Consider the following 17,339-nt stretch of genomic DNA (forward strand, 5'->3'; position numbering starts at 1 on the left):
CCGCGGGGCTCAGCAGCCCGGGTCGGCCTCCAGGGCGGCCCGGGTCTTCGGGCCGTAGACGAAGGTCTCGCCCTTGATCCGGTTGCTGGTCTGGTAGTCGCCGAGCACCGACCGGGTCCAGAAGTCGAAGGTCCCGGTGATCATCGACTTGTCGACGTATCCGCACTCGGCCGCCCACAGCCGCTGCTGCATGTCCTTGACGTCGGCGCCGGTCATCCCCATCTGGAGCACCCGGGTGGTCGGGGTCGGAGTGGGGGTCGGGGTCGGCGTGGGCGTCGCGGTGGTGGGGGTGGGCGTGGGCGTCGGGGGCGCGGTCGGGGCGGAAGCGGGGGCCGGGGGAGCGGCGACCGGGGCCTGGGTGGTCGGCGTCGGCGCCGGGGTGGCCGTCTTCGTCGGGCTCGGCTTGCGGCTGGGGGGCGACGTCGGGCTCGGTGCCTCGCTGGTCGGCGGCGGTGGCGTGGCCGGGTCCGTCGGTGCCGGGGCGGTCGGCTCCACCGGCGCGGGCGCCAGGGTGGTGGGCAGCGGCTGCGCCTGCCGGGTCGTCGGCGCGGGCGAGGGCGTCACCGCGTACGCGATGCCGATGGTGAGCGCGACCAGGCCGGCGCCCACCCCGGCCAGCAGCAGCTTGTGCCGGGCCAGCGGGTTCTGCGCGGCCTGCTCGGCGGCTCGGCGCGCGGCCCGGCCGCCGACGGGCTCCGGCTCGGGCCCGGGCGTCGCGTGGTCGAAGGGGAAGACCCCGAGGTCGCCGCCGGACGCGGCCTGCGGGGCCGTCGCCGCCGCGTACGCGCCCGGCCCGGAGGCGGGCACCGGCGGCAGCACGGTGGTGGCGTAGGCGTCGGCGTCCGGCCCCAGCGGGGGCACCACGGGCGGGGCGGGGTGGACGGGGGCCGGCTGCCCCGGGGCGACCGGCGGCAGGACGGTGGTCGCGAACGGGTCGACGGCGGGGACGTCCGCCACGGGCTCCTCGGCGACCTGGCCGACCGCCTGCGGCACGTACGGGCGGACCAGTGGCGGGCCTTCGAGGTGCGGGAGGACGGCCGTCTCGGTGAGGCTCGGGTCCGGGACGCAGCCGCACCCGGTGGAGCGTGCGGTGCCGCACGTCGGGCAGTGCTGGTCCGGCATCGGCCGGTCCTCCTCGGTTCTCGGGCGGTCTGCGTGCCCCGGGGCGGTTCCCGGGCTCACGATCGCGCCTGATTATGCAGGACGTCCCGGAGGGGGGACAGGGGCGTCCGGACCCGGGCGGGGGTGTTGTGCCGGTTGGTGGCGGTTGTTTCCCGAGGAACGGTCGGGGAGCGGCGGATGTCCCCGGTGCCGGCGGTCGGGTCGGTGCGGTGTGTCCTGGGTCGGTGGGCCCGGCGGCTACGTTCGGCTCAATCCGAGGGAGCAAACCGGGGCATTTCTGACAGCATGGTGAGCTGGGAGTGATCATCCGCACGGGCCCGCCGCCTCGGCCGGGGCCCGCGACCCTACGGAGCCGCCATGACGGACTCGCGCGCCGCGTCCGACCGCAGCCCGGCGTACGAGCCCGGCCCGCCGGAGGTCACCGTCCCCAACCTCTGGGTGCCGATCGGCGCCCTGCTGCTGGCGATGCTGCTCGCCGCCCTCGACCAGACCATCGTCTCCACCGCGCTGCCCACCATCGTCAGCGACCTCGGCGGCCTGGACCACATCTCCTGGGTGGTCACCGCCTACCTGCTGGCCTCCACCGCCGCCACCCCGCTCTGGGGCAAGCTCGGCGACATGTACGGCCGGAAGCGCTTCTTCCAGGCCTCCATCGTGATCTTCCTGCTCGGCTCCGTACTCTGCGGCATCGCCCAGAACATGGGCGAACTCATCGCCTTCCGCGCGCTGCAGGGCCTGGGCGGCGGCGGGCTGATCGTGCTCACCCAGGCCATCGTCGGCGACCTCGTCTCCCCCCGGGACCGCGGCAAGTACCAGGGCCTCTTCGGTGCCGTCTTCGGCGTGACCAGCGTCCTCGGCCCGCTGCTCGGCGGCCTGTTCGTCGACAACCTCAGCTGGCGCTGGGTCTTCTACATCAACCTGCCGATCGGCATCGTCGCCCTGGTGGTGATCGCCGCCGTCCTGCCCGGGCAGGAGGCCAGGCGCCAGCACCGGATCGACTACCTCGGCACCGTGCTGATCGCCGCCGTCGCCACCTGCCTGGTGCTGATGACCTCCCTCGGCGGCACCACCTGGGGCTGGACCTCCTGGCAGATCGTCGGGCTCGGCGTGCTCAGCCTGGTGCTGCTGCTCGCCTTCGTCCTGGTCGAGCGGACGGCCGGCGAACCGGTGCTGCCGCTGCGGCTGTTCCGCTCCCGGACGTTCAGCCTGGTCGCGGTGATCTCCTTCGTGGTCGGCTTCGCGATGTTCGGCGCCCTCACCTACCTGCCGACCTTCCTTCAGGTCGTCAAGCAGGTCTCGCCCACCCTGTCCGGCATCCACATGCTGCCGATGGTGCTCGGCATGCTGCTCACCTCGATCGGCTCCGGCCAGATCGTCGCCCGCACCGGCCACTACCGGATCTTCCCGATCGCCGGGACGGCCGTCACCACCGTCGGCCTGCTGCTGCTCTCCCGGCTCGACGAGCACAGCAGCACCACCGAGATGAGCCTCTACTTCCTGGTCTTCGGCCTCGGGCTGGGCCTGGTCATGCAGGTGCTGGTGCTGATCGTGCAGAACTCCGTCGGTTACCAGGACCTCGGCGTCGCCACCGCCGGCGCCACCTTCTTCCGCTCCATCGGCGCCTCCTTCGGCGTCTCCATCTTCGGCAGCCTGTTCGCCAGCGGGCTGCGCGACCGGCTCGCCGACGCCCTCACCGGCCTGCCGCTGCCACCCGGCTTCCACCCCGAGGCCATCACCTCCGACCCGCGGGTGATCACCCGGCTGCCCGCCGTCGTCCAGGAAGCCGTCCACCACGCGTACGCCGAGTCGATCACCCGGGTGTTCCTGTACGCGGTGCCCGTCGCGCTGGTCGCCTTCGTGCTGTCGCTGTTCCTGCGCGAACAGAAGCTGCGCTCCACCGTCACCGCACCCGACCTGAGCGAATCCATCGGCCTCAACCCCGTCCAACGCTCGTCGCTGGACGAGATCGCCCGCGCGCTCTCGGTGCTGAGCACCCGCGAGGCCCGGCGCGACCTCTTCCGGCGGATCACCGAGGGGGCCGGTCTGGACCTCCAACCCGCCTCCAGCTGGCTGCTGTTGCAGATGCACCACCACGGCTCGGTCGAGCCGGCCGAACTCGCCGAGCGGCGGATCATCCCGATCGCCGTCATCGAAAGCGCCGTCCGGGAAGTCGAGGGCCGCGGCCTCGCCGCCCGCAGCGGCGGGCTGCCGCTACGGCTCACCGAACCGGGGGCGGAGGCGGCCGTCAAGCTGGTCGCCGCCCGGCGCTCGCAACTCGCCGACCTGCTCGGCGACTGGGACGAGCAGCAGTACGCCGACCTCGCCGACCTGCTCACCCGCCTCAGCTCCACCCTCTGCGCCGACCGGCGCGACCGCCCGGACCGGCCCGCCCACGAGCCGCCGTACCGGGGCGAGGGGCGGTCGTTCTAGCTTGCCTTGCAGGGGGTCTGATTGGAGAGCCAGGCGACGGCGGCGGCGAGCGCGGGGTCGTCGTCCTTGCGGGGGTCGGCCGTTTCGACCGCCTCGTCCGGCTCGATCGGGCCCTCGTGGACCCGGCCGGTGCGGTCGGCCTCGGCGGCGCCGGTGAGCAGCAGGACGGCGCCGTCCGACAGCCGGTGGGCGGCGTTGCCGGTGGGCACCCCGTAGGTGGGCCGGCCGAAGCTGCGGGTGGCCGGGCGGCCGATGAAGGCGATGGCGACCGCCTCGCCCGCGCTGCCGGTCGCGCGGCCGGTGAGGACGGCGACGGGCGTTTCGGGCGTGTTGTCGTGGTGGGCGGGCGCCTCGTCGTGGTGGGCGGCGGGGGAGGCCTGCGGGGCGTCGTCCAGGTACGGCACGCCGTCGCGGACCGACCAGGTGCTGCGGGTGCCGTCCGCGGTGACGAAGGCGCCCAGCGGGCCGTCGCCGAGGATCGGCGCCGCGACGGCCAGCGGGGCCCACATCCCGCCCCCGGTCTCGCCCCGCAGGTCCACCACCCAGCCGCAGGCGCTCACTTCGGCGACGGCGGCACGGCCGCGGGCGACGTACCCGGCGTAGGTGCGCTCCGATCCGTTCACCGCCGGGAGGGTCAACTGGGCGATGCGGCCGGTGAGTTGCCGGGCGGTCGGGGTGTTCACGGCCTCCGGGTCGGCGTCGACCTTCGCCGCCTGGTCGGGCGGGTAGAAACGGCTGTGGTGGTCGTCGAGGGCGGTGACGGCGGCCCTGATCGCGGTGTGGGTGTCGGCCGGGGTGCGGGCCGTGGCCGCCTGGGCGAAGGCCTGGGTGCGGAGCTTCGGCCAGTCCACCTTCGCGGTGTTCAGGGACTTCTGCTGGATGAGGTCCAGGGCCTCCGAGAGGTAGCCGCGGGCCTCGGGGGACATGTGCTCGGGGAGCGGCGACCCTGGAACCGGCGAGGAGCACGCCGCGAGCACCAGTACGGCCGCCGTTGCGACCGTCCGTCCCAGCCGTCTCATCCGCTTCCCCCTGTGGTTCGTTCCGCTCCTGATTCTTCCTCACGGGCCGCCGAACCAGCGAGGGGTATCGAGGCGGAACGGGTCGCCGGGGGCGAGCAGGCGCAGGGCCGTCTCCACCTCGCGCAGGCGCTCCTCGCCCAGGGTGGCGGACCACTCGGCGCGCAGCTCGTCGAAGATCCGGGCCGACCGGACCAGGCAGTCCACCCCGCGGGCGGTCAGTCGGACGACCTTGCGGCGGGCGTCGGCCGGGTCGCCGCCGCGTTCGACGTAGCCGAGCTGCTCCAGGTTCTCGATGGTCTTGCCAGCGGCCTGCTTGGAGACGCCGAGCCGGCGGCCGAGTTCGACGGCGGTGGTGCCGTGCGGTCCGATCGCCTGGAAGACGAAGCCGTGCATGGGCCGCAGGTCGGGGTGGCCCTCGCGGGCGATGCGCTCGTGCAGCTCGTCGATGATCGTCCGGAAGGTGAGCAGCAGGCGCAGCGGCAACTCGAAGCCGGGCGGGGCGGGTTCGCTCGTGGGTGTGCTCGTGGGTGTGCTCACGGGCTCGCTTGACATGGGTAGACAACCTCATTGACCATATAGACAACGCCATTGACCATCTTAGGGGGTTCCCTCGCCATGCCCGTGATCCGCCACGCCGAAGCCCGCCGCACCGAGACGCCGAACGCCGTCATGACCACCTACGCCTCACCCACCCAGGGCTCAACCACCCTCGCCCTGTGGCAGGTCGACATGGCGGCGGGCAAGAGCGGCCCGCTCCACGCCATGGACGTCGAACAGATCTGGACACTGCTCACCGGCACCGGCACCGTCACCCTCCCCGACGGCCCGGTGCCCCTCACCGCCGGCGACACCCTCGTCCTCCCCGCCGACCTCGCCCGCCGGATCACCACCGCCGACGGCTTCACCGCCATCGTCGCCGGCCCGTCCCCCGCCCACGCCTACAACCCCGACGCCGTCACCCCCGAAGGCGCCTGCGGCCTCGCCCCCCGCGACGCCGAGCGCCTCCTCCCGCCGTGGATCGCCTGACCCGCGAAGCGGTCCGGACATGAGTACGGGGACGGTCGAGGATCTGCCTCGGCCGTCCCCGCCCGGTCTTGGCCGCTACTTCCGGTCGTCGATGTCGTCCGGTAGGTCGTCCAGGTTCTGCTGGCCCTGCTGTTGGCCCTGCTGCTGGGTCTGGGCGGCCTTCTGTTGGGCGTCGTCCGCCTTCGGGGGCTTGTTGCCGAGGCGCGACTTCGCCTCCTCCTCCAACTGCTCGGCCTTGTCCCGGAACTTGTCGCCGATACCCATGGCTGTGCCCCATTCGGTTGGATTTCGGGTTCTCCAACCAGGCTTGCACGCCCCCTCTCCGCCTGCACTTCGGGCAAGTTGCCGCGGAGCGTCACGATCGACAGGCCCCGGATCGCCCGACCCGCGCGGTGTGAGGCGTAGGAAACCGCTGACCGCAGACAGTCACCGGACCGGCGGCCGCACCCGCGGCCCCGGCGGAGCAGAAGGGGCGGCATGTCCGTCGTCAAGATCAACGAATGTGTCAAGTCACTCACATAAGCGCTGATCGGCCGTCGTAGGAACTGCCGCCGGACGGCGAAGCCCCGCCCATGCGTCACGGGGGACGATGCATGGACGGGGCCGTCTTCGGGGTCATGCGGGCGTGGACTGCCCACCGTTGCTACCCGGGTGGTCGTTCGGCCCGTGCCTCCTCGGCCGGTAGGGCCGATTCTTGGGCGTGTACCGGTACGGGTCCGGTTGATCCGGGTAGACGGTCGCCCACTGGTCGCACCGGAAGCAGAAGCCTTGGCCTGTCTCCGGGTCGAACGCGATGGGCTGATCACACAGCTGACAGTCCACAGGTCTCCTACGCGCTCAGGTCGAACTCCCCGCACTTGACGGCGTCGGTGAACTCCGCCCACGCCTCGCGGGTCATGGTGACCACCTCACCGGGCCGCTCGCTGTCGCGCAAGGCGACGACGCCGGGGATGTTGGTGGCCACCTGCGGGCACGCCTTGCGCACCGTGTTCTGGCACGCCGCGATGGTGACGAACTCGAATTCGGGACGGGCGGTCATTGCACTGTCCTCTCTCTCGATCTTCCTTGCGGTCCCCACCCCTTGGGATGGGAGTATCAAATCCCCCAGCGGGAGCGGGCGTTGGCGATCGCCGCCGCGATCCTGAGGCGGGCCATGGTCGGCGAGTCGGGGACGGGTTCCAAGGGCGGCACGGTGTCCTTCTCGGTGCCGCCCTGGTCGTCCTGATCAACCGGATACGGCACCGGCCCGCCCAGGAAACTCGTCCAATCCGGCGGCAGGTACTCCGGCTCACTCGTCGGCATCGTGCATCACCAGGCATTCGCCGTCCGTGATGTGCTGCGCCTGTCTGCGCGCCAAGTTCCGTGCGATCGTGGGGAAGTCCTCGGCGGGGTAATGCGCTTGCGCGGAGTCGAAGTACCGGCAGCCGGGGCACTGGTCAATGTCCGGGGCGGGCGTGTCCGGTGCCCGCCGGGCGATCTCACGAAGCGACACGCGCCACCGCATTACAGGTGAGTTCGTGTGCCAGGCGGCGAAGCTCGATCTCGCGCAGCACCGACCGATCCGGAAGCTGGGGCGACTCCGCGAACGCGCGGGCGATCTTGTCGAAGGACGCGCACACGGCGCACCTCGGCCGGCTGTCAGGCGGCGCCACTGGTCACGTCCTCCCATCCCAGCGGGGCGTACTTGAAGGGGTCCGGGGGACGCCGATCGTCGTCCGCCTTGGCCTCGTGGTAGTCGGCGCGGCAAGCGGCGATCAAGGCCGGGCTGGCGCGTTTGCCGGGCGGTCGCCTGTGTCGATCGGCCTCGTGGTCCTCGCGTGTCATCGTCACCGCTCTCCGACTCCGGTTCTGTGGTCCTCCGACTGTCAGCAGGCTGATCGTGCCCCGACCTTGTGGGCCATTGCGACGGCGCGAGGGCGTCATTCCGGAGTCCTGGCAAGACGTCATTTCGGCGTCGTTGGGCGATGTTTGGGCCTATCGTCTAGCCATGACTACGCCGAATGAGACCCTTCGGGCCGTACGCCTCGGGCTCCGTCTCAGCCAGGACGAGTTCGCGAAGCGGCTGCGGGCAGTCGGGGAGGATCAGGGAGAGCCGAACGACGCCAGCAAGCGCCTGGTTCAGCGCTGGGAGTCGGGAGAGGTGAGGTATCCCCGTCCGGTGTACGTTCGAGCCCTTGAAGCTGTCACCAAGATTCCCTGTTGACCGCCTCGGCTTCGAGTCGCCACAGTTGCCGCCAAGGGTCAGCGTGGACGGTACGGGAGGGCACGACGTGACCAGTGATGAACCGGGCGTGCCCGTGCAGGCTGCGCCCGCTCCTACGGGTGAGGACTACTCGGGGGTATGGGTCAGCCACTACGAGTTCTTCAGCAGCAGTCGGGAGAACACGTTCACCGGCCTGCACCACGTCGTGCTGTCCCAGAACGGCAACCGGATCACGGGGCGATCCCTCCCCGGTGCATCGTCCAATCCCGACTCGCCGCTGTCCTTCGATCTCACCGTTGATCGGAACATCGTGACGGGCTCCTGGGTGGAACAGACCGCACAGGACGGCTACTACCAGGGGGCCAGGTATCACGGTGCCATTCAGTTGCTGGTCGACCCGACCGGCCGCCGCATGGCCGGCAAGTGGGTTGGCTTCGGCAAGGACTTCGACGTCAACTCTGGGCCGTGGGAACTGCGCCTGCTGGACAAGTCCACGGCGGACGACGCGCTGAGCCGCTATAGCGTGCCGCCGGAGGCGTAGCCCGCCTCACGGCGCATGTCCAGCCTTGCTGTCGAGACGCTCCTTCGCTTCCTCCTCCAGCTGCTCGGCGTTGTCCCGGAACTTGTCGCCGATACCCATGGCTGTGCCCCATTCGGTTGGATTTCGGGTTCTCCAACCGGGTTTGCACGCACCTTCTCCGCCTGCACTTCGGGCCCTTTGCCGCAAGCCGTCTCGATCGACAGGTCCCGGATCGCTCGACCCGCGCGGTGTGAGGTGTAGGAGACTGCTGACCGCAGACAGTCACCGGACCGGCGGCCGCACCCGCGGCCCCGGCGGAGCAGAAGGAGCGGCATGTCCGTCGTCAAGATCAACGTACTGACGGTTCCCGCCGAGCAGCGGGAGGTCCTGGAGCAGCGCTTCGCCTCCCGCGCCGGCGCGGTGGAGAACTCGGACGGCTTCGAGTGGTTCGAGCTCCTCCGCCCCGTCGAGGGCACCGACCAGTACCTCGTCTACACCCGCTGGCGCAGCGAGGAGGACTTCAAGGCGTGGATGGAGGGCCCCATGCAGGCCGCCCACCGCCCCGCCGCCCCGGAGGGCGAGGCCCCCAAGCGCCCCGCTGCCTCCGGCTCCACCCTCTGGTCCTTCGAGGTCGTCCAGTCCGCCGGCCCCAAGGCCTGACGCCTCACCGAGTGACCGATGCGCCCCGGGGCTTCCGAGCCCCGGGGCGCTCTGGGTGGCCCGTCATGTCGTCGGCGGGTCGGGCGGAGCTTGCGGCGGGCGTAGGAGGGCGGCTGCGTGAGGGTTACAGGTGTTCGGGGCCGTAGAGGGCGGCTGATGCTCCTGTTGCGAGGGCCCAGTAGCGGTCGCCGTAGGACCAGTGCCACCACTCGGTGGGGTAGTTGACGAGGCCGGCGCGGGTGAGGGTGTGGCTGAGGAGTTGCCGGTTGGTGCGGGCTTCGGGGGAGAGGTCGGCGGCGTCGGTGTAGCAGGCGCCGGCGCTTTCTTCCGGGTTGGCGTTGACCCGGGTGCCGAGGTCGAGTTCGTGGCCGTCGGCGTCGGCCAGGGTGAGGTCGACGGCGGCGCCGGCGCTGTGCGGTGCGATCTCGGGCGGGGAGACGTAGCGGCTCGCGGCCGAGCGGAGCTGTGCGGCCGGCCAGCCGGGGTGTGCGGCGCGCAACTCGGCGGCGTACTCGTCGAAGTAGCGGCTCTGGAGGGCCGGCGGGCGGTAGCCCTCGACGAAGAGCAGCCGCAGGCCGTCCGGGAGGTGTGATTGGGCTTCGAGGAGTCGGTCGAGTACGCCGGACCGCAGGTGGGCGAACGCCCCGGTGTCGTCGCGCTTGCGGCTGTCCAGCAGGAGTTCGTGCTCGCGTACGTCCAGGAGGCGGTCGCCGCAGTCCTGGATGGGGACGGCGGCCACCTGTGGGTCGGACATGAGGATGATCTCGGTCAACAGGGTCTCCTGGGGAGGAGGGAACGACGGTGCGCGCCGCGACGGCCGGTGGGGTGTCCGCCACCGCCCCGGGCGGCGGGGCGGTGGCGGACGGGTGGTTCAGACGAGGGCGGCCTCGACCAGGTCGGCGGCCCTGGCTGCGCTGCCGCCGGCGCGGACCTCGCGGCTGAGCTCGTCCAGCCGGGCGGTCACCGCCGGGTCGCCGGTCAGCTCCAGTACGGCGGAGCGCAGCGCCTCCGGGGTGGCCTGCGCGGTGTCCAGTCGGCGGGCGACGCCGAGTTCGACCAGCCGGTCCGCGTTGTCGAACTGGTCGGCGGCCTGCGGCACCGCGACCATCGGCAGCCCGCAGTACAGGCCCTCGCTGCACCCGCCCATTCCGGCGTGGGTCACGAACGCGTCGGCCTGCTGGAGTACGGCGAACTGCGGCACCCACTGGTGCACTTCGATGTTGGCCGGGATCGTACCCAGTTCGGCCGGGTCGGTTGCCTGGCCGACCTGGAGCACGACGTGCCAGCCGGGCAGGTCGCCGAAGGCCTCCAGGCACGCGCGGTAGAAGTCGGGCTGGTGGGTGAAGGTGGAGCCGAGCGAGACCAGCAGCACCTTCTGCGCGCCCTCCGGACGGGTCCAGCCGCCCTGGTGCTCGCGGGCGCCGAGGCAGGGCCCGGCGAAGGAGAAGATCTGGGGATCGACCAGCTCGATCTCGGGCTGGAGCACCTGCGGGATGAGCGCCAGCCCGCGATCCGGGCGCAGCATGTACCCGAACGGTTCGCCCGCCGGCACGCCGTTGTCGGCGAGCCACTGCGCGAACCGCTCCGGGATCTTGTCCGCCTCCAAGGCCTCCCGCGCCATCTCGAAGCGCGCCAGGTGGGAGTCCTCCCGGATGATCATGGACGGCGAGATCAGCATGGACGGCACGCCCCAGCCGTCGGCCAGCGCCCGGCCCGCGTACGCCATGAAGTCGTACAGGACGAGGTCGGGCCGGTCGTTGTCGAAGGCCTCGCGCAGTCGCGGCAGCATCGCCTGCGCCTCCTCGAAGATCATGGTGTGCACGCCGGCCCCGATGTTGGGGTCGACCCCGCCCTTGACGATCGACAAGGTCGTGTCGTGGGGTACGAGTTGGGCGCCGGTGGACTCGATCTGCTCGGCGAACGACGGGTCGTTGACATAGCTGACCCGGTGGCCGCGGGCGACGAGCTCCCGCATCACCTCCAGGCTGGGGTTGACGTGGCCGTGCGCCGGGATGTTCACCATGGCGATGTGTGCTGGTCGGGACATGTCGGGCCCTCTCCTCGTATGGCGTTAGGCGTCCTGCGATCGGCGGGCTGACTTGACGTCAACTCGCCTATCAGCACAGTACGTAACGTTGGCAACCGTTGCGGTGACGAGGGGTGGGGTTCGGCCGAAGATCGGCCGGTGTGGAGAATCACATGGAGGGCCGAGAAACGGGTCGGTCGGGGTGAGGCGGGTGGAGAGCCGGCGCCTGCGGAGCCTCGACGTGCGAGCCGTGTGGACGAACGGGAAGGGCCTGCTCGTCCTGACCCCGAAGGCCGAGCAGGCCGAGGCGGTGCTGCGAGCAGTGCGCGCGGCTCATCCGTATGAGGAACCGGTCATCCACTTCCTGCCTTTGTACGAGCCGGGCGTCGAACGATGACCGAGGTGGTCATGGCCGCTCGTCGATGGCTGCGACCGGTACGGTCACTTCGTGGCGGACGGCGAGCTTGGCGCGTTGTCAGTTCTGGTCTGTGATCGAGGTCAGTGCGGGGCGAAGCAGGTCGAGGACGTGGGTCCAGTTGTATTTGTCGCGGCCTCCGCCGGACTTCGGCTTGTGGGGGATGTAGTCGCCGATCAGGACGCCCATCGAGCGGAGTCGTTCCAGGCTCTCGCCGTACGCAGGGTGAGCTGCTTGGGCCGAGTTGACGTAGGGCTGAACGGCAGTGGGGATGCCGAGCCCGTACGCCTCGCAGAGGATGCCGAGCGCGAGGGTGTCGGATATCCCGGCGGCCCATTTGTTGATGGTGTTGAACGTGGCGGGCGCCACGGCGATGGCGTCCGCCGGGGGAAGCGGCTGGGGGATTGCGGGGGTGCGCCAAGCCGAGCGGATCGGGTAGCCGGTCTGGCGTTCGACGGCTTCCGCGTCGATGAACCCGAGCCCATGGGGGGTGGCGATGACGCCGACCTTCCAGCCTTCGGTGTGGGCGGCGCTGATCAAGGTGCCGACGTCGTCCGCGATGCCCGAGGCGCAGACGACGACGTAGAGGAACGGTTCGCGTTGGTCGGTCAACCCTGGACTCCCAATTCCTGGCAGAAGCGGCGAAGTTCCGGGACAGCGCCGTGACGGTCGCGGGCGGCCATGTCGCCAACCAACCCCAGCACGCTGGGGCGCCGACGGATGTCTTCCGGCGCACAGCTCTCCGCGATTCTGAGCGCTTTGTATCCCTCGGCCAGTCTGCCTTGTTGGCTGTACGCCCGCGCGGAATCCACCCAGAGCGCGGCCCGTCGCTCGGGAACGGGGATGGGTCGGCGCAGCAGGGGCCGGGCAGCATGCAGTGCCGCTCCGGCATCATGCCGGAGACGATTGCTGAGTCGAGGGCGGCCAGGCTGTCGCGGCAGGCGGTGCGGGAGTTGGATCCGGCCGCGACACACGGGTACGGCATCCGCTGGGACCCGGCGGCGCGGCGTGAGCACCTGGAAGCCCGTGTGCGTGGGGCGAATTGGGCGTTCCGGTGGAACTGATGGAGGCGGATCGCGGCACCGCTTCGGGCCCGGTCGGCGACTGTGGGCAATGCGCCGACACCGTCGCGGGTGAGCACCGGGTGGGGCTGGATGGCCCGGACTGTGTGATCGGCTGACAGCAGGGGTTGGGAAGTGCGCCCCGGGCTTGTGAGGCTGGCGTGCGCTGGGGGGTGCGCGTTTGCGCCGTCCGTTTGGGTGATGTGGTGGGGAGTTTGACGCTTGGTTAGCACATTACGGTGATCATTGTGTCGGCGCGGGCGTTCGGAGGGACGGCCTATGCGCGGCAAAAGTGAGCCCCGGCGGTGCAGGAACACCCCGGGGAATGGCACTAGGAGTGAAAGGCTCCCGAATGCACATTCATCGTATCCCGAAGCACTCGCCCGGGTACACGATCCTCGACAACGGCCACGTCGTCCGGAAGCACTCACTGAGTTGGGCGGCGCGTGGGCTGCTCAGCTACCTGCTCAGCCTGCCGGACGGTGCGCGGGAGGACATCCGGACGCTGGCGGCGAAGAGCGTCGAGGGGCGGGCGGCGGTGGCGCGGGCTCTCCGTGAGCTGGAAGCGGCCGGGCATTACGTGCGGTGGACGCATCGGGATCCGGTGACGGGGCAGGTGCGGACGATCGTCTCGGTGCACGAAGTGCCGGTGACGGGCAAGGCGGTTCACGCCCTGCCGCCGCTTCCCGTGTCCCCGGCCGCCGGTGGGCCCGGAGCTGGGGTGGCGTGCGCCGGGAAGGCGGGAAGCCCTTCCGGAAAGGTGAGGGTGAAGGAAGCGGAAGTTCCTTCCGTCCCTCCGCCCGAGAAGTTGACGGCGGGCATGGCGCTGCTGCTCGAACTCGGGCGCAGGGAGCCCAAGATGGCGCTGGCGGGCAAGCCGCTGTGCGATCAGGCCGCGCGGGTGGAGGGGTTGCTCGCTGGCGGGTGGAGCGGGGAGGCGCTGGCGGGGATTCTGGCCGCGCCCTTGCCGGAGCGGGTCACGCACAGCGTGGGGGCGGTGCTGGCGGGGAGGTTGGCGAAGGTGCCGCCCGTTCCGTTGACCCCGTTGGCCCCGTTGACTCCGAGGGCAAGCGGCGGGCCGCGCCGACATGAGTGCCCTGGGCGGGACGGCTTGTGCGGGCGGCCCGTGGCCGGGGTCGGGCAGGTGTGCGGGGAGTGCCGGGCTCAGGGGGTGTCGCGGACCTTGATGTAGTCGACCCCGGGGCGGGGAGGTGGAGTTCACCCGCCCGGCGGCCGGAAGTCCGGCGGCCGGAACGTCACCGGTGCGTCGAAGGCGGCCCGTCGGGTGGCGCGGCGCAGGGCGCGCAGGACGGCGGTGCCGAGGGTGAGGCAGAGGACGACGGTGAGGGCGGCGCGGGGGAGGTCCCAGCCCAGCGACGTGGTGAGGCAGTAGGCGGCGAAGCGGACCAGGTTGGCGGGCAGCGGGTCGCCGGGGACGAAGGAGATGGAGCCGGAGAGCCCGGCGATGTACGGCCAGCCCTGGAGGTTCATGATCGTGCCGTAGAGGACGGAGGCCAGCGCGCCGTAGCCCGCGAGCAGCCAGAGTTCGCGCCGGCCGCGCAGGCGGGCGGAGCCCGGGAGCAGGCCGGCGCCGAGGCAGACCCAGCCCATGGCGAGCATCTGGAACGGCAGCCAGGGCCCGACGCCGCCGGTGAGCAGCGCGGACGCGAACATCGAGAGCGAACCGAGGACGAAGCCGAAGCCCGGCCCGAGCACCCGGCCGGACAGCACCATGAGGAAGAACATGGGCTCCAGTCCTGCCGTGCCCGCGCCGAGCGGCCGCAGTGCCGCGCCCGCCGCCGCGAGCACCCCGAGCAGGGCCACGGACTTGGCGTCCAGGCCGGGCGCGCCGCCGCCCGCCGTGCGGCCCTCGGAGATCTGGGCGATGACGACGGCGAGGAGCAGCGGCAGCAGCAGGGCGAACAGCCAGGGGGCGTCGGTGGAGTGGCCGACCAGGGCGGACTTGGTGGAGGCGAGCAGCGGCCAGCCGAAGGCCGTCACGCCGACGAGGGAGGTCAGGAGCAGGGCCGCTACGGATCGGCGGCCGAGCGGGACGGGGCGACCAGCAGGAACACCGGAAGGAACAGGGCGGCTCATGCGCTCAGCGCCTCCGCGACCTGGCGGACGGTGAGCCACGGGCCGGGTGCCAGCACCTTGGCGACCTGCGGGGCGAACGCGGGGGAGGAGACGACGACGTCGGCCGTCGGGCCGTCGGCGACGATCTCGCCCTCGGCCAGGATCACCGTGCGGTGGGCGAGTTCGGCGGCGAGTTCGACGTCGTGGGTGGCCAGCAGGACGGCGTGGCCTTCCGTCGCGAGGTCGCGCAGGATCTCCACCAGCCGGGCCTTGGCGGCGTAGTCGAGGCCGCGGGTCGGCTCGTCGAGCAGCAGCAGCGGGGGCCGGGCGGTGAGTACGACGGCGAGCGCGAGGGTGAGCCGCTGGCCTTCGGAGAGGTCGCGCGGGTGGGCGGTGTCGGCGATGCCGGGCAGCAGTCGTTCGACCAGGGCGCGGCAGGTGCCGGGGGTGGCGTCCGCGTCGGTGTCGGCGGCGGCGCATTCGGCGGTGACGCTCTCGCCGTAGAGGAGGTCGCGCGGGTCCTGCGGGACGAGGCCGACCTGGCGGATCAGTTCGGCCGGGCGGGTGCGGTGCGGGGTGCGGCCGCCGACCGTCACCCGGCCGGAGGCGGGGGTGTGCAGGCCGACCAGGCTGCCCAGCAGGGTGGACTTGCCGGCGCCGTTGCGGCCCATCAGCGCGGTGATCTCGCCGGGGTGCAGCGCCAGGTCGACGCCGCGCAGGGCCTGGACGGGGCCGCGCCGGACGGCGAGGCGCTCGGCGGCGGCGGTCGGGGCGGCGGTCGGGGCGGCGGTCGAAGCAGGGGCGGCGGTCGGAGCCGCAGAGGCCGCGCTCGGGTGCAGGCCGTCCAACCGGGAGCGCAGCCCGGCGGCCTTGCGGCGGGCGTCGCGGACGGACAGCGGCAGCGGCCGCCAGCCGGCGAGCCGTCCGAGGCCGACCACCGGCGGGTGCACCGGCGAGTGCGCCATCACCTCGGCGGGCTCGCCGAGGACGGGCGGGGCGCCCGGGGTGAGCAGCAGCACCTGGTCGGCGTACTGGACGACGCGCTCCAGCCGGTGCTCGGCCATCAGCACGGTGGTGCCGAGGTCGTGCACGAGCCGCTGGAGGACGGCCAGCACCTCCTCGGCGGCGCCCGGGTCCAGGGCCGAGGTGGGCTCGTCGAGGACCAGGACGCGCGGGTGCACGGTGAGCACCGAGCCGATCGCGACGCGCTGCTGCTGGCCGCCGGAGAGGGAGGTGAGGGCGCGGTCGCGCAGGTCGGCGAGGCCGAGCAGGTCGAGGGTCTCCTCGACCCGGCGCCGCATCACGTCGGCGGGCAGGCCCAGGGACTCCATGCCGTAGGCGAGTTCGTCCTCGACGGTGTCGGTGACGAAGTGCGCCAGCGGGTCCTGGCCCACCGTGCCGACCAGGTCGGCGAGTTCGCGCGGCCGGTGTTCGCGGGTGTCCCGGCCGCCGACCGTGACCCGGCCGTGCAGGGTGCCGCCGGTGAAGTGCGGGACGAGCCCGCTCACCGCGCCCAGCAGGGTGGACTTGCCGGAGCCCGACGGGCCCACCAGCAGGCAGAGTTCGCCTTCGGGGACGGTCAGGTCGACGTCCGCGACGGCGGGGGCGGCGGCGTCCGCGTACCGGACGGAGACCTGCTCGAAGGTGATCACGAAGCCCTCCGGGGCGGGGTCGGGGCGGCGAACGCCGGCACCAGGCCGAGCAGTACGGCCAGTACGGCGGTCAGCGGCAGCGCGGGGACGGTCGGCGGGACGACGGTGGGCGCGAAGGCGGCCGGGTCACGCGTGGACAGGTAGATGGTCAACCCGGCGACGGCGGCTCCCGAACCGGCGGTCAGCCACTCGGGCAGCGCCCAAGGGTCCGGCCGGTAGCGGGTTCTGACGGATCGTCGGCTTCCGAGCAGTAGCCCGGCGAAGGCGGCGGCCAGGCCCAGCAGCAGCACCGGTGGCGCCCAGCCCGCGCCGCCGGCGGTCAGCAGCCCGTACGCGGCCAGGCAGATTCCGAGCAGGCCGGCCAGGGTGAGCGCGGCCGTCGCGCGGGCGAGCCGGCGCGGGACGTCCGCGGTGCGGCCGAAGCCGCGGGTGTCCATCGCCGCGGCCAGCGCCACCGAACGCTCCAACGCGCCCTCCAGGACGGGCAGTCCGACGCTCAGCACGGCGGCGATCCCCCGGTCGGTGCGGCCGCGCAGGCGGCGGGCTGCTCGCAGTCGGCGGACGTCCGCGACCAGGTTCGGCGCGAAGGTCATCGCCACCACCACCGCCACGCCCGCCTCGTACAGCGCGCCGGGCAGGGCGCGCAGCAGGCGGGCCGGGCTGGCCAGCGCGTTCGCGGCGCCCACGCAGACCAGCAGGGTGGCCAGGCGCAGCCCGTCGTACAGCGCCGCGAGCAGGCCCTCCACGGTCACCCGGCCGCCGATCCGCACTCCCTGCGCCCAGGCGGGGAGCGGCACTTCGGGCAGCGTGAACAGCACGTGCGTGCCCGGGACCGGCGAGCCGAGCAGCACCGCGAACACCAGCCGGATGCCCAGCACCAGCAGGCCCAGCCGCAGGAACGCGCCGTACGAACGCGACCAGGGCGCGTCGCCGCGCCGGGCCGCGACCACGTACCCGGCGACGGCGGCGAGCAGCAGCAGGATCACCGGATTGGTGGTGCGGGTCGCCGCCGCGCCCAGCCCGAGCGCCCACAACCACCAGGCCCCGGGGTGCAGTTGCCGGGGTCCGGTGGGCGGGCGGGTGGCGCGGGCGGTGCTCATGGGTCAGTCCAGGTGGAGGGGTCCGGAGG

Annotated in this window: 18 protein-coding genes and 2 pseudogenes; 6 read left to right on the forward strand and 14 right to left on the reverse strand. The window is 72.3% G+C overall.

Annotation, left to right across the window (positions count from 1 at the left end; genetic code table 11):
* Positions 1-9 precede the first annotated feature (9 nt).
* Positions 10-1,122, reverse strand: coding sequence for a peptidoglycan-binding protein (locus tag ACFVX9_RS22260; RefSeq protein WP_387983123.1), 1,113 nt, complete (start codon positions 1,120-1,122; stop codon positions 10-12).
* A 357-nt stretch (positions 1,123-1,479) separates the two neighbouring features.
* Between ACFVX9_RS22260 and ACFVX9_RS22265 the strand changes: the two genes are divergently transcribed.
* Positions 1,480-3,552, forward strand: a complete 2,073-nt coding sequence (locus tag ACFVX9_RS22265) for an MFS transporter (protein WP_387983125.1) — start codon at positions 1,480-1,482, stop codon at positions 3,550-3,552.
* Here ACFVX9_RS22265 and ACFVX9_RS22270 read toward each other — a convergent pair.
* Together ACFVX9_RS22270 and ACFVX9_RS22275 are read right to left on the reverse strand one after the other, a co-directional pair.
* Positions 3,549-4,571 (reverse strand): S41 family peptidase, encoded by a 1,023-nt coding sequence (locus ACFVX9_RS22270; RefSeq protein WP_387983126.1) that lies wholly within the window; start codon positions 4,569-4,571, stop codon positions 3,549-3,551. The genes ACFVX9_RS22265 and ACFVX9_RS22270 overlap by 4 nt on opposite strands.
* 39 nt (positions 4,572-4,610) lie before the next feature.
* Complete coding sequence (locus tag ACFVX9_RS22275) at positions 4,611-5,108, reverse strand: MarR family winged helix-turn-helix transcriptional regulator (protein ID WP_387983128.1); 498 nt, start codon at positions 5,106-5,108, stop codon at positions 4,611-4,613.
* A 78-nt stretch (positions 5,109-5,186) separates the two neighbouring features.
* On the opposite strand from ACFVX9_RS22275, the gene ACFVX9_RS22280 reads away from it, so the two are divergent.
* Positions 5,187-5,597 (forward strand): cupin, encoded by a 411-nt coding sequence (locus tag ACFVX9_RS22280; protein ID WP_380370480.1) that lies wholly within the window; start codon positions 5,187-5,189, stop codon positions 5,595-5,597.
* A 75-nt stretch (positions 5,598-5,672) separates the two neighbouring features.
* On the opposite strand, the gene ACFVX9_RS22285 is transcribed toward ACFVX9_RS22280, so the two are convergent.
* The 4 genes from ACFVX9_RS22285 to ACFVX9_RS22300 form a co-directional block, all read right to left on the reverse strand.
* Positions 5,673-5,861 carry a hypothetical protein gene (locus tag ACFVX9_RS22285; RefSeq protein WP_063347404.1) on the reverse strand — a complete coding sequence of 63 codons (189 nt, stop codon included), beginning with the start codon at positions 5,859-5,861 and terminating at the stop codon, positions 5,673-5,675.
* Positions 5,862-6,426: 565 nt separating this feature from the next.
* Positions 6,427-6,636 (reverse strand): DUF397 domain-containing protein, encoded by a 210-nt coding sequence (locus tag ACFVX9_RS22290; protein ID WP_380370485.1) that lies wholly within the window; start codon positions 6,634-6,636, stop codon positions 6,427-6,429.
* 56 nt (positions 6,637-6,692) lie between these two features.
* Positions 6,693-6,899 (reverse strand): hypothetical protein, encoded by a 207-nt coding sequence (locus tag ACFVX9_RS22295; RefSeq protein WP_380370487.1) that lies wholly within the window; start codon positions 6,897-6,899, stop codon positions 6,693-6,695.
* Positions 6,886-7,089, reverse strand: coding sequence for a hypothetical protein (locus ACFVX9_RS22300; RefSeq protein WP_387983130.1), 204 nt, complete (start codon positions 7,087-7,089; stop codon positions 6,886-6,888). Before ACFVX9_RS22300 ends, ACFVX9_RS22295 begins: the two co-directional genes overlap by 14 nt.
* 495 nt (positions 7,090-7,584) lie before the next feature.
* On the opposite strand from ACFVX9_RS22300, the pseudogene ACFVX9_RS22305 reads away from it, so the two are divergent.
* Both ACFVX9_RS22305 and ACFVX9_RS22310 read left to right on the forward strand, forming a co-directional pair.
* Positions 7,585-8,341 (forward strand): annotated as a pseudogene (locus ACFVX9_RS22305) (helix-turn-helix domain-containing protein).
* Positions 8,342-8,653: 312 nt separating this feature from the next.
* Positions 8,654-8,980 carry an antibiotic biosynthesis monooxygenase gene (locus ACFVX9_RS22310; RefSeq protein ID WP_363580788.1) on the forward strand — a complete coding sequence of 109 codons (327 nt, stop codon included), beginning with the start codon at positions 8,654-8,656 and terminating at the stop codon, positions 8,978-8,980.
* Between the two features lie 124 nt (positions 8,981-9,104).
* Here the strand turns inward: ACFVX9_RS22310 and ACFVX9_RS22315 are convergent, their stop codons facing one another.
* Positions 9,105-9,752 carry a M15 family metallopeptidase gene (locus ACFVX9_RS22315; protein ID WP_387983132.1) on the reverse strand — a complete coding sequence of 216 codons (648 nt, stop codon included), beginning with the start codon at positions 9,750-9,752 and terminating at the stop codon, positions 9,105-9,107.
* Between the two features lie 99 nt (positions 9,753-9,851).
* A complete protein-coding gene (locus ACFVX9_RS22320) occupies positions 9,852-11,027 on the reverse strand; it encodes a macrolide family glycosyltransferase (RefSeq protein ID WP_387983134.1) in 1,176 nt (391 codons plus the stop codon).
* 190 nt (positions 11,028-11,217) lie between these two features.
* Between ACFVX9_RS22320 and ACFVX9_RS22325 the strand changes: the two genes are divergently transcribed.
* Positions 11,218-11,403 carry a hypothetical protein gene (locus ACFVX9_RS22325; RefSeq protein ID WP_387983136.1) on the forward strand — a complete coding sequence of 62 codons (186 nt, stop codon included), beginning with the start codon at positions 11,218-11,220 and terminating at the stop codon, positions 11,401-11,403.
* Between the two features lie 78 nt (positions 11,404-11,481).
* Here ACFVX9_RS22325 and ACFVX9_RS22330 read toward each other — a convergent pair whose 3' ends face one another.
* Together ACFVX9_RS22330 and ACFVX9_RS22335 are read right to left on the reverse strand one after the other, a co-directional pair.
* Positions 11,482-12,033 (reverse strand): flavoprotein, encoded by a 552-nt coding sequence (locus tag ACFVX9_RS22330; RefSeq protein WP_387983138.1) that lies wholly within the window; start codon positions 12,031-12,033, stop codon positions 11,482-11,484.
* Positions 12,030-12,314, reverse strand: a pseudogene (locus ACFVX9_RS22335) (transcriptional regulator); the annotation flags it as partial. The pseudogene ACFVX9_RS22335 and the gene ACFVX9_RS22330, both read right to left, overlap by 4 nt.
* Positions 12,315-12,834: 520 nt before the next feature.
* On the opposite strand from ACFVX9_RS22335, the gene ACFVX9_RS22340 reads away from it, so the two are divergent.
* Positions 12,835-13,674 (forward strand): hypothetical protein, encoded by an 840-nt coding sequence (locus tag ACFVX9_RS22340; protein WP_387983139.1) that lies wholly within the window; start codon positions 12,835-12,837, stop codon positions 13,672-13,674.
* Positions 13,675-13,700: 26 nt separating this feature from the next.
* Here ACFVX9_RS22340 and ACFVX9_RS22345 read toward each other — a convergent pair whose 3' ends face one another.
* From ACFVX9_RS22345 to ACFVX9_RS22355, 3 genes are read right to left on the reverse strand one after another with little or no spacing between them, the layout of a single operon-like run.
* Positions 13,701-14,579 (reverse strand): ECF transporter S component, encoded by an 879-nt coding sequence (locus ACFVX9_RS22345; protein WP_380560427.1) that lies wholly within the window; start codon positions 14,577-14,579, stop codon positions 13,701-13,703.
* Positions 14,576-16,210 (reverse strand): ABC transporter ATP-binding protein, encoded by a 1,635-nt coding sequence (locus tag ACFVX9_RS22350; protein ID WP_387983140.1) that lies wholly within the window; start codon positions 16,208-16,210, stop codon positions 14,576-14,578. Before ACFVX9_RS22350 ends, ACFVX9_RS22345 begins: the two co-directional genes overlap by 4 nt.
* The gene (locus ACFVX9_RS22355) at positions 16,207-17,310 is read right to left on the reverse strand and encodes a CbiQ family ECF transporter T component (protein ID WP_387983142.1); all 1,104 of its coding nucleotides are present in this window, start codon (positions 17,308-17,310) and stop codon (positions 16,207-16,209) included. The genes ACFVX9_RS22350 and ACFVX9_RS22355 overlap by 4 nt, the downstream gene beginning before the upstream one ends.
* Between the last annotated feature and the right edge of the window lie 29 nt (positions 17,311-17,339).

The sequence above is a fragment of the Kitasatospora sp. NPDC058243 genome (assembly GCF_042882025.1).
Taxonomy (GTDB): domain Bacteria; phylum Actinomycetota; class Actinomycetes; order Streptomycetales; family Streptomycetaceae; genus Kitasatospora.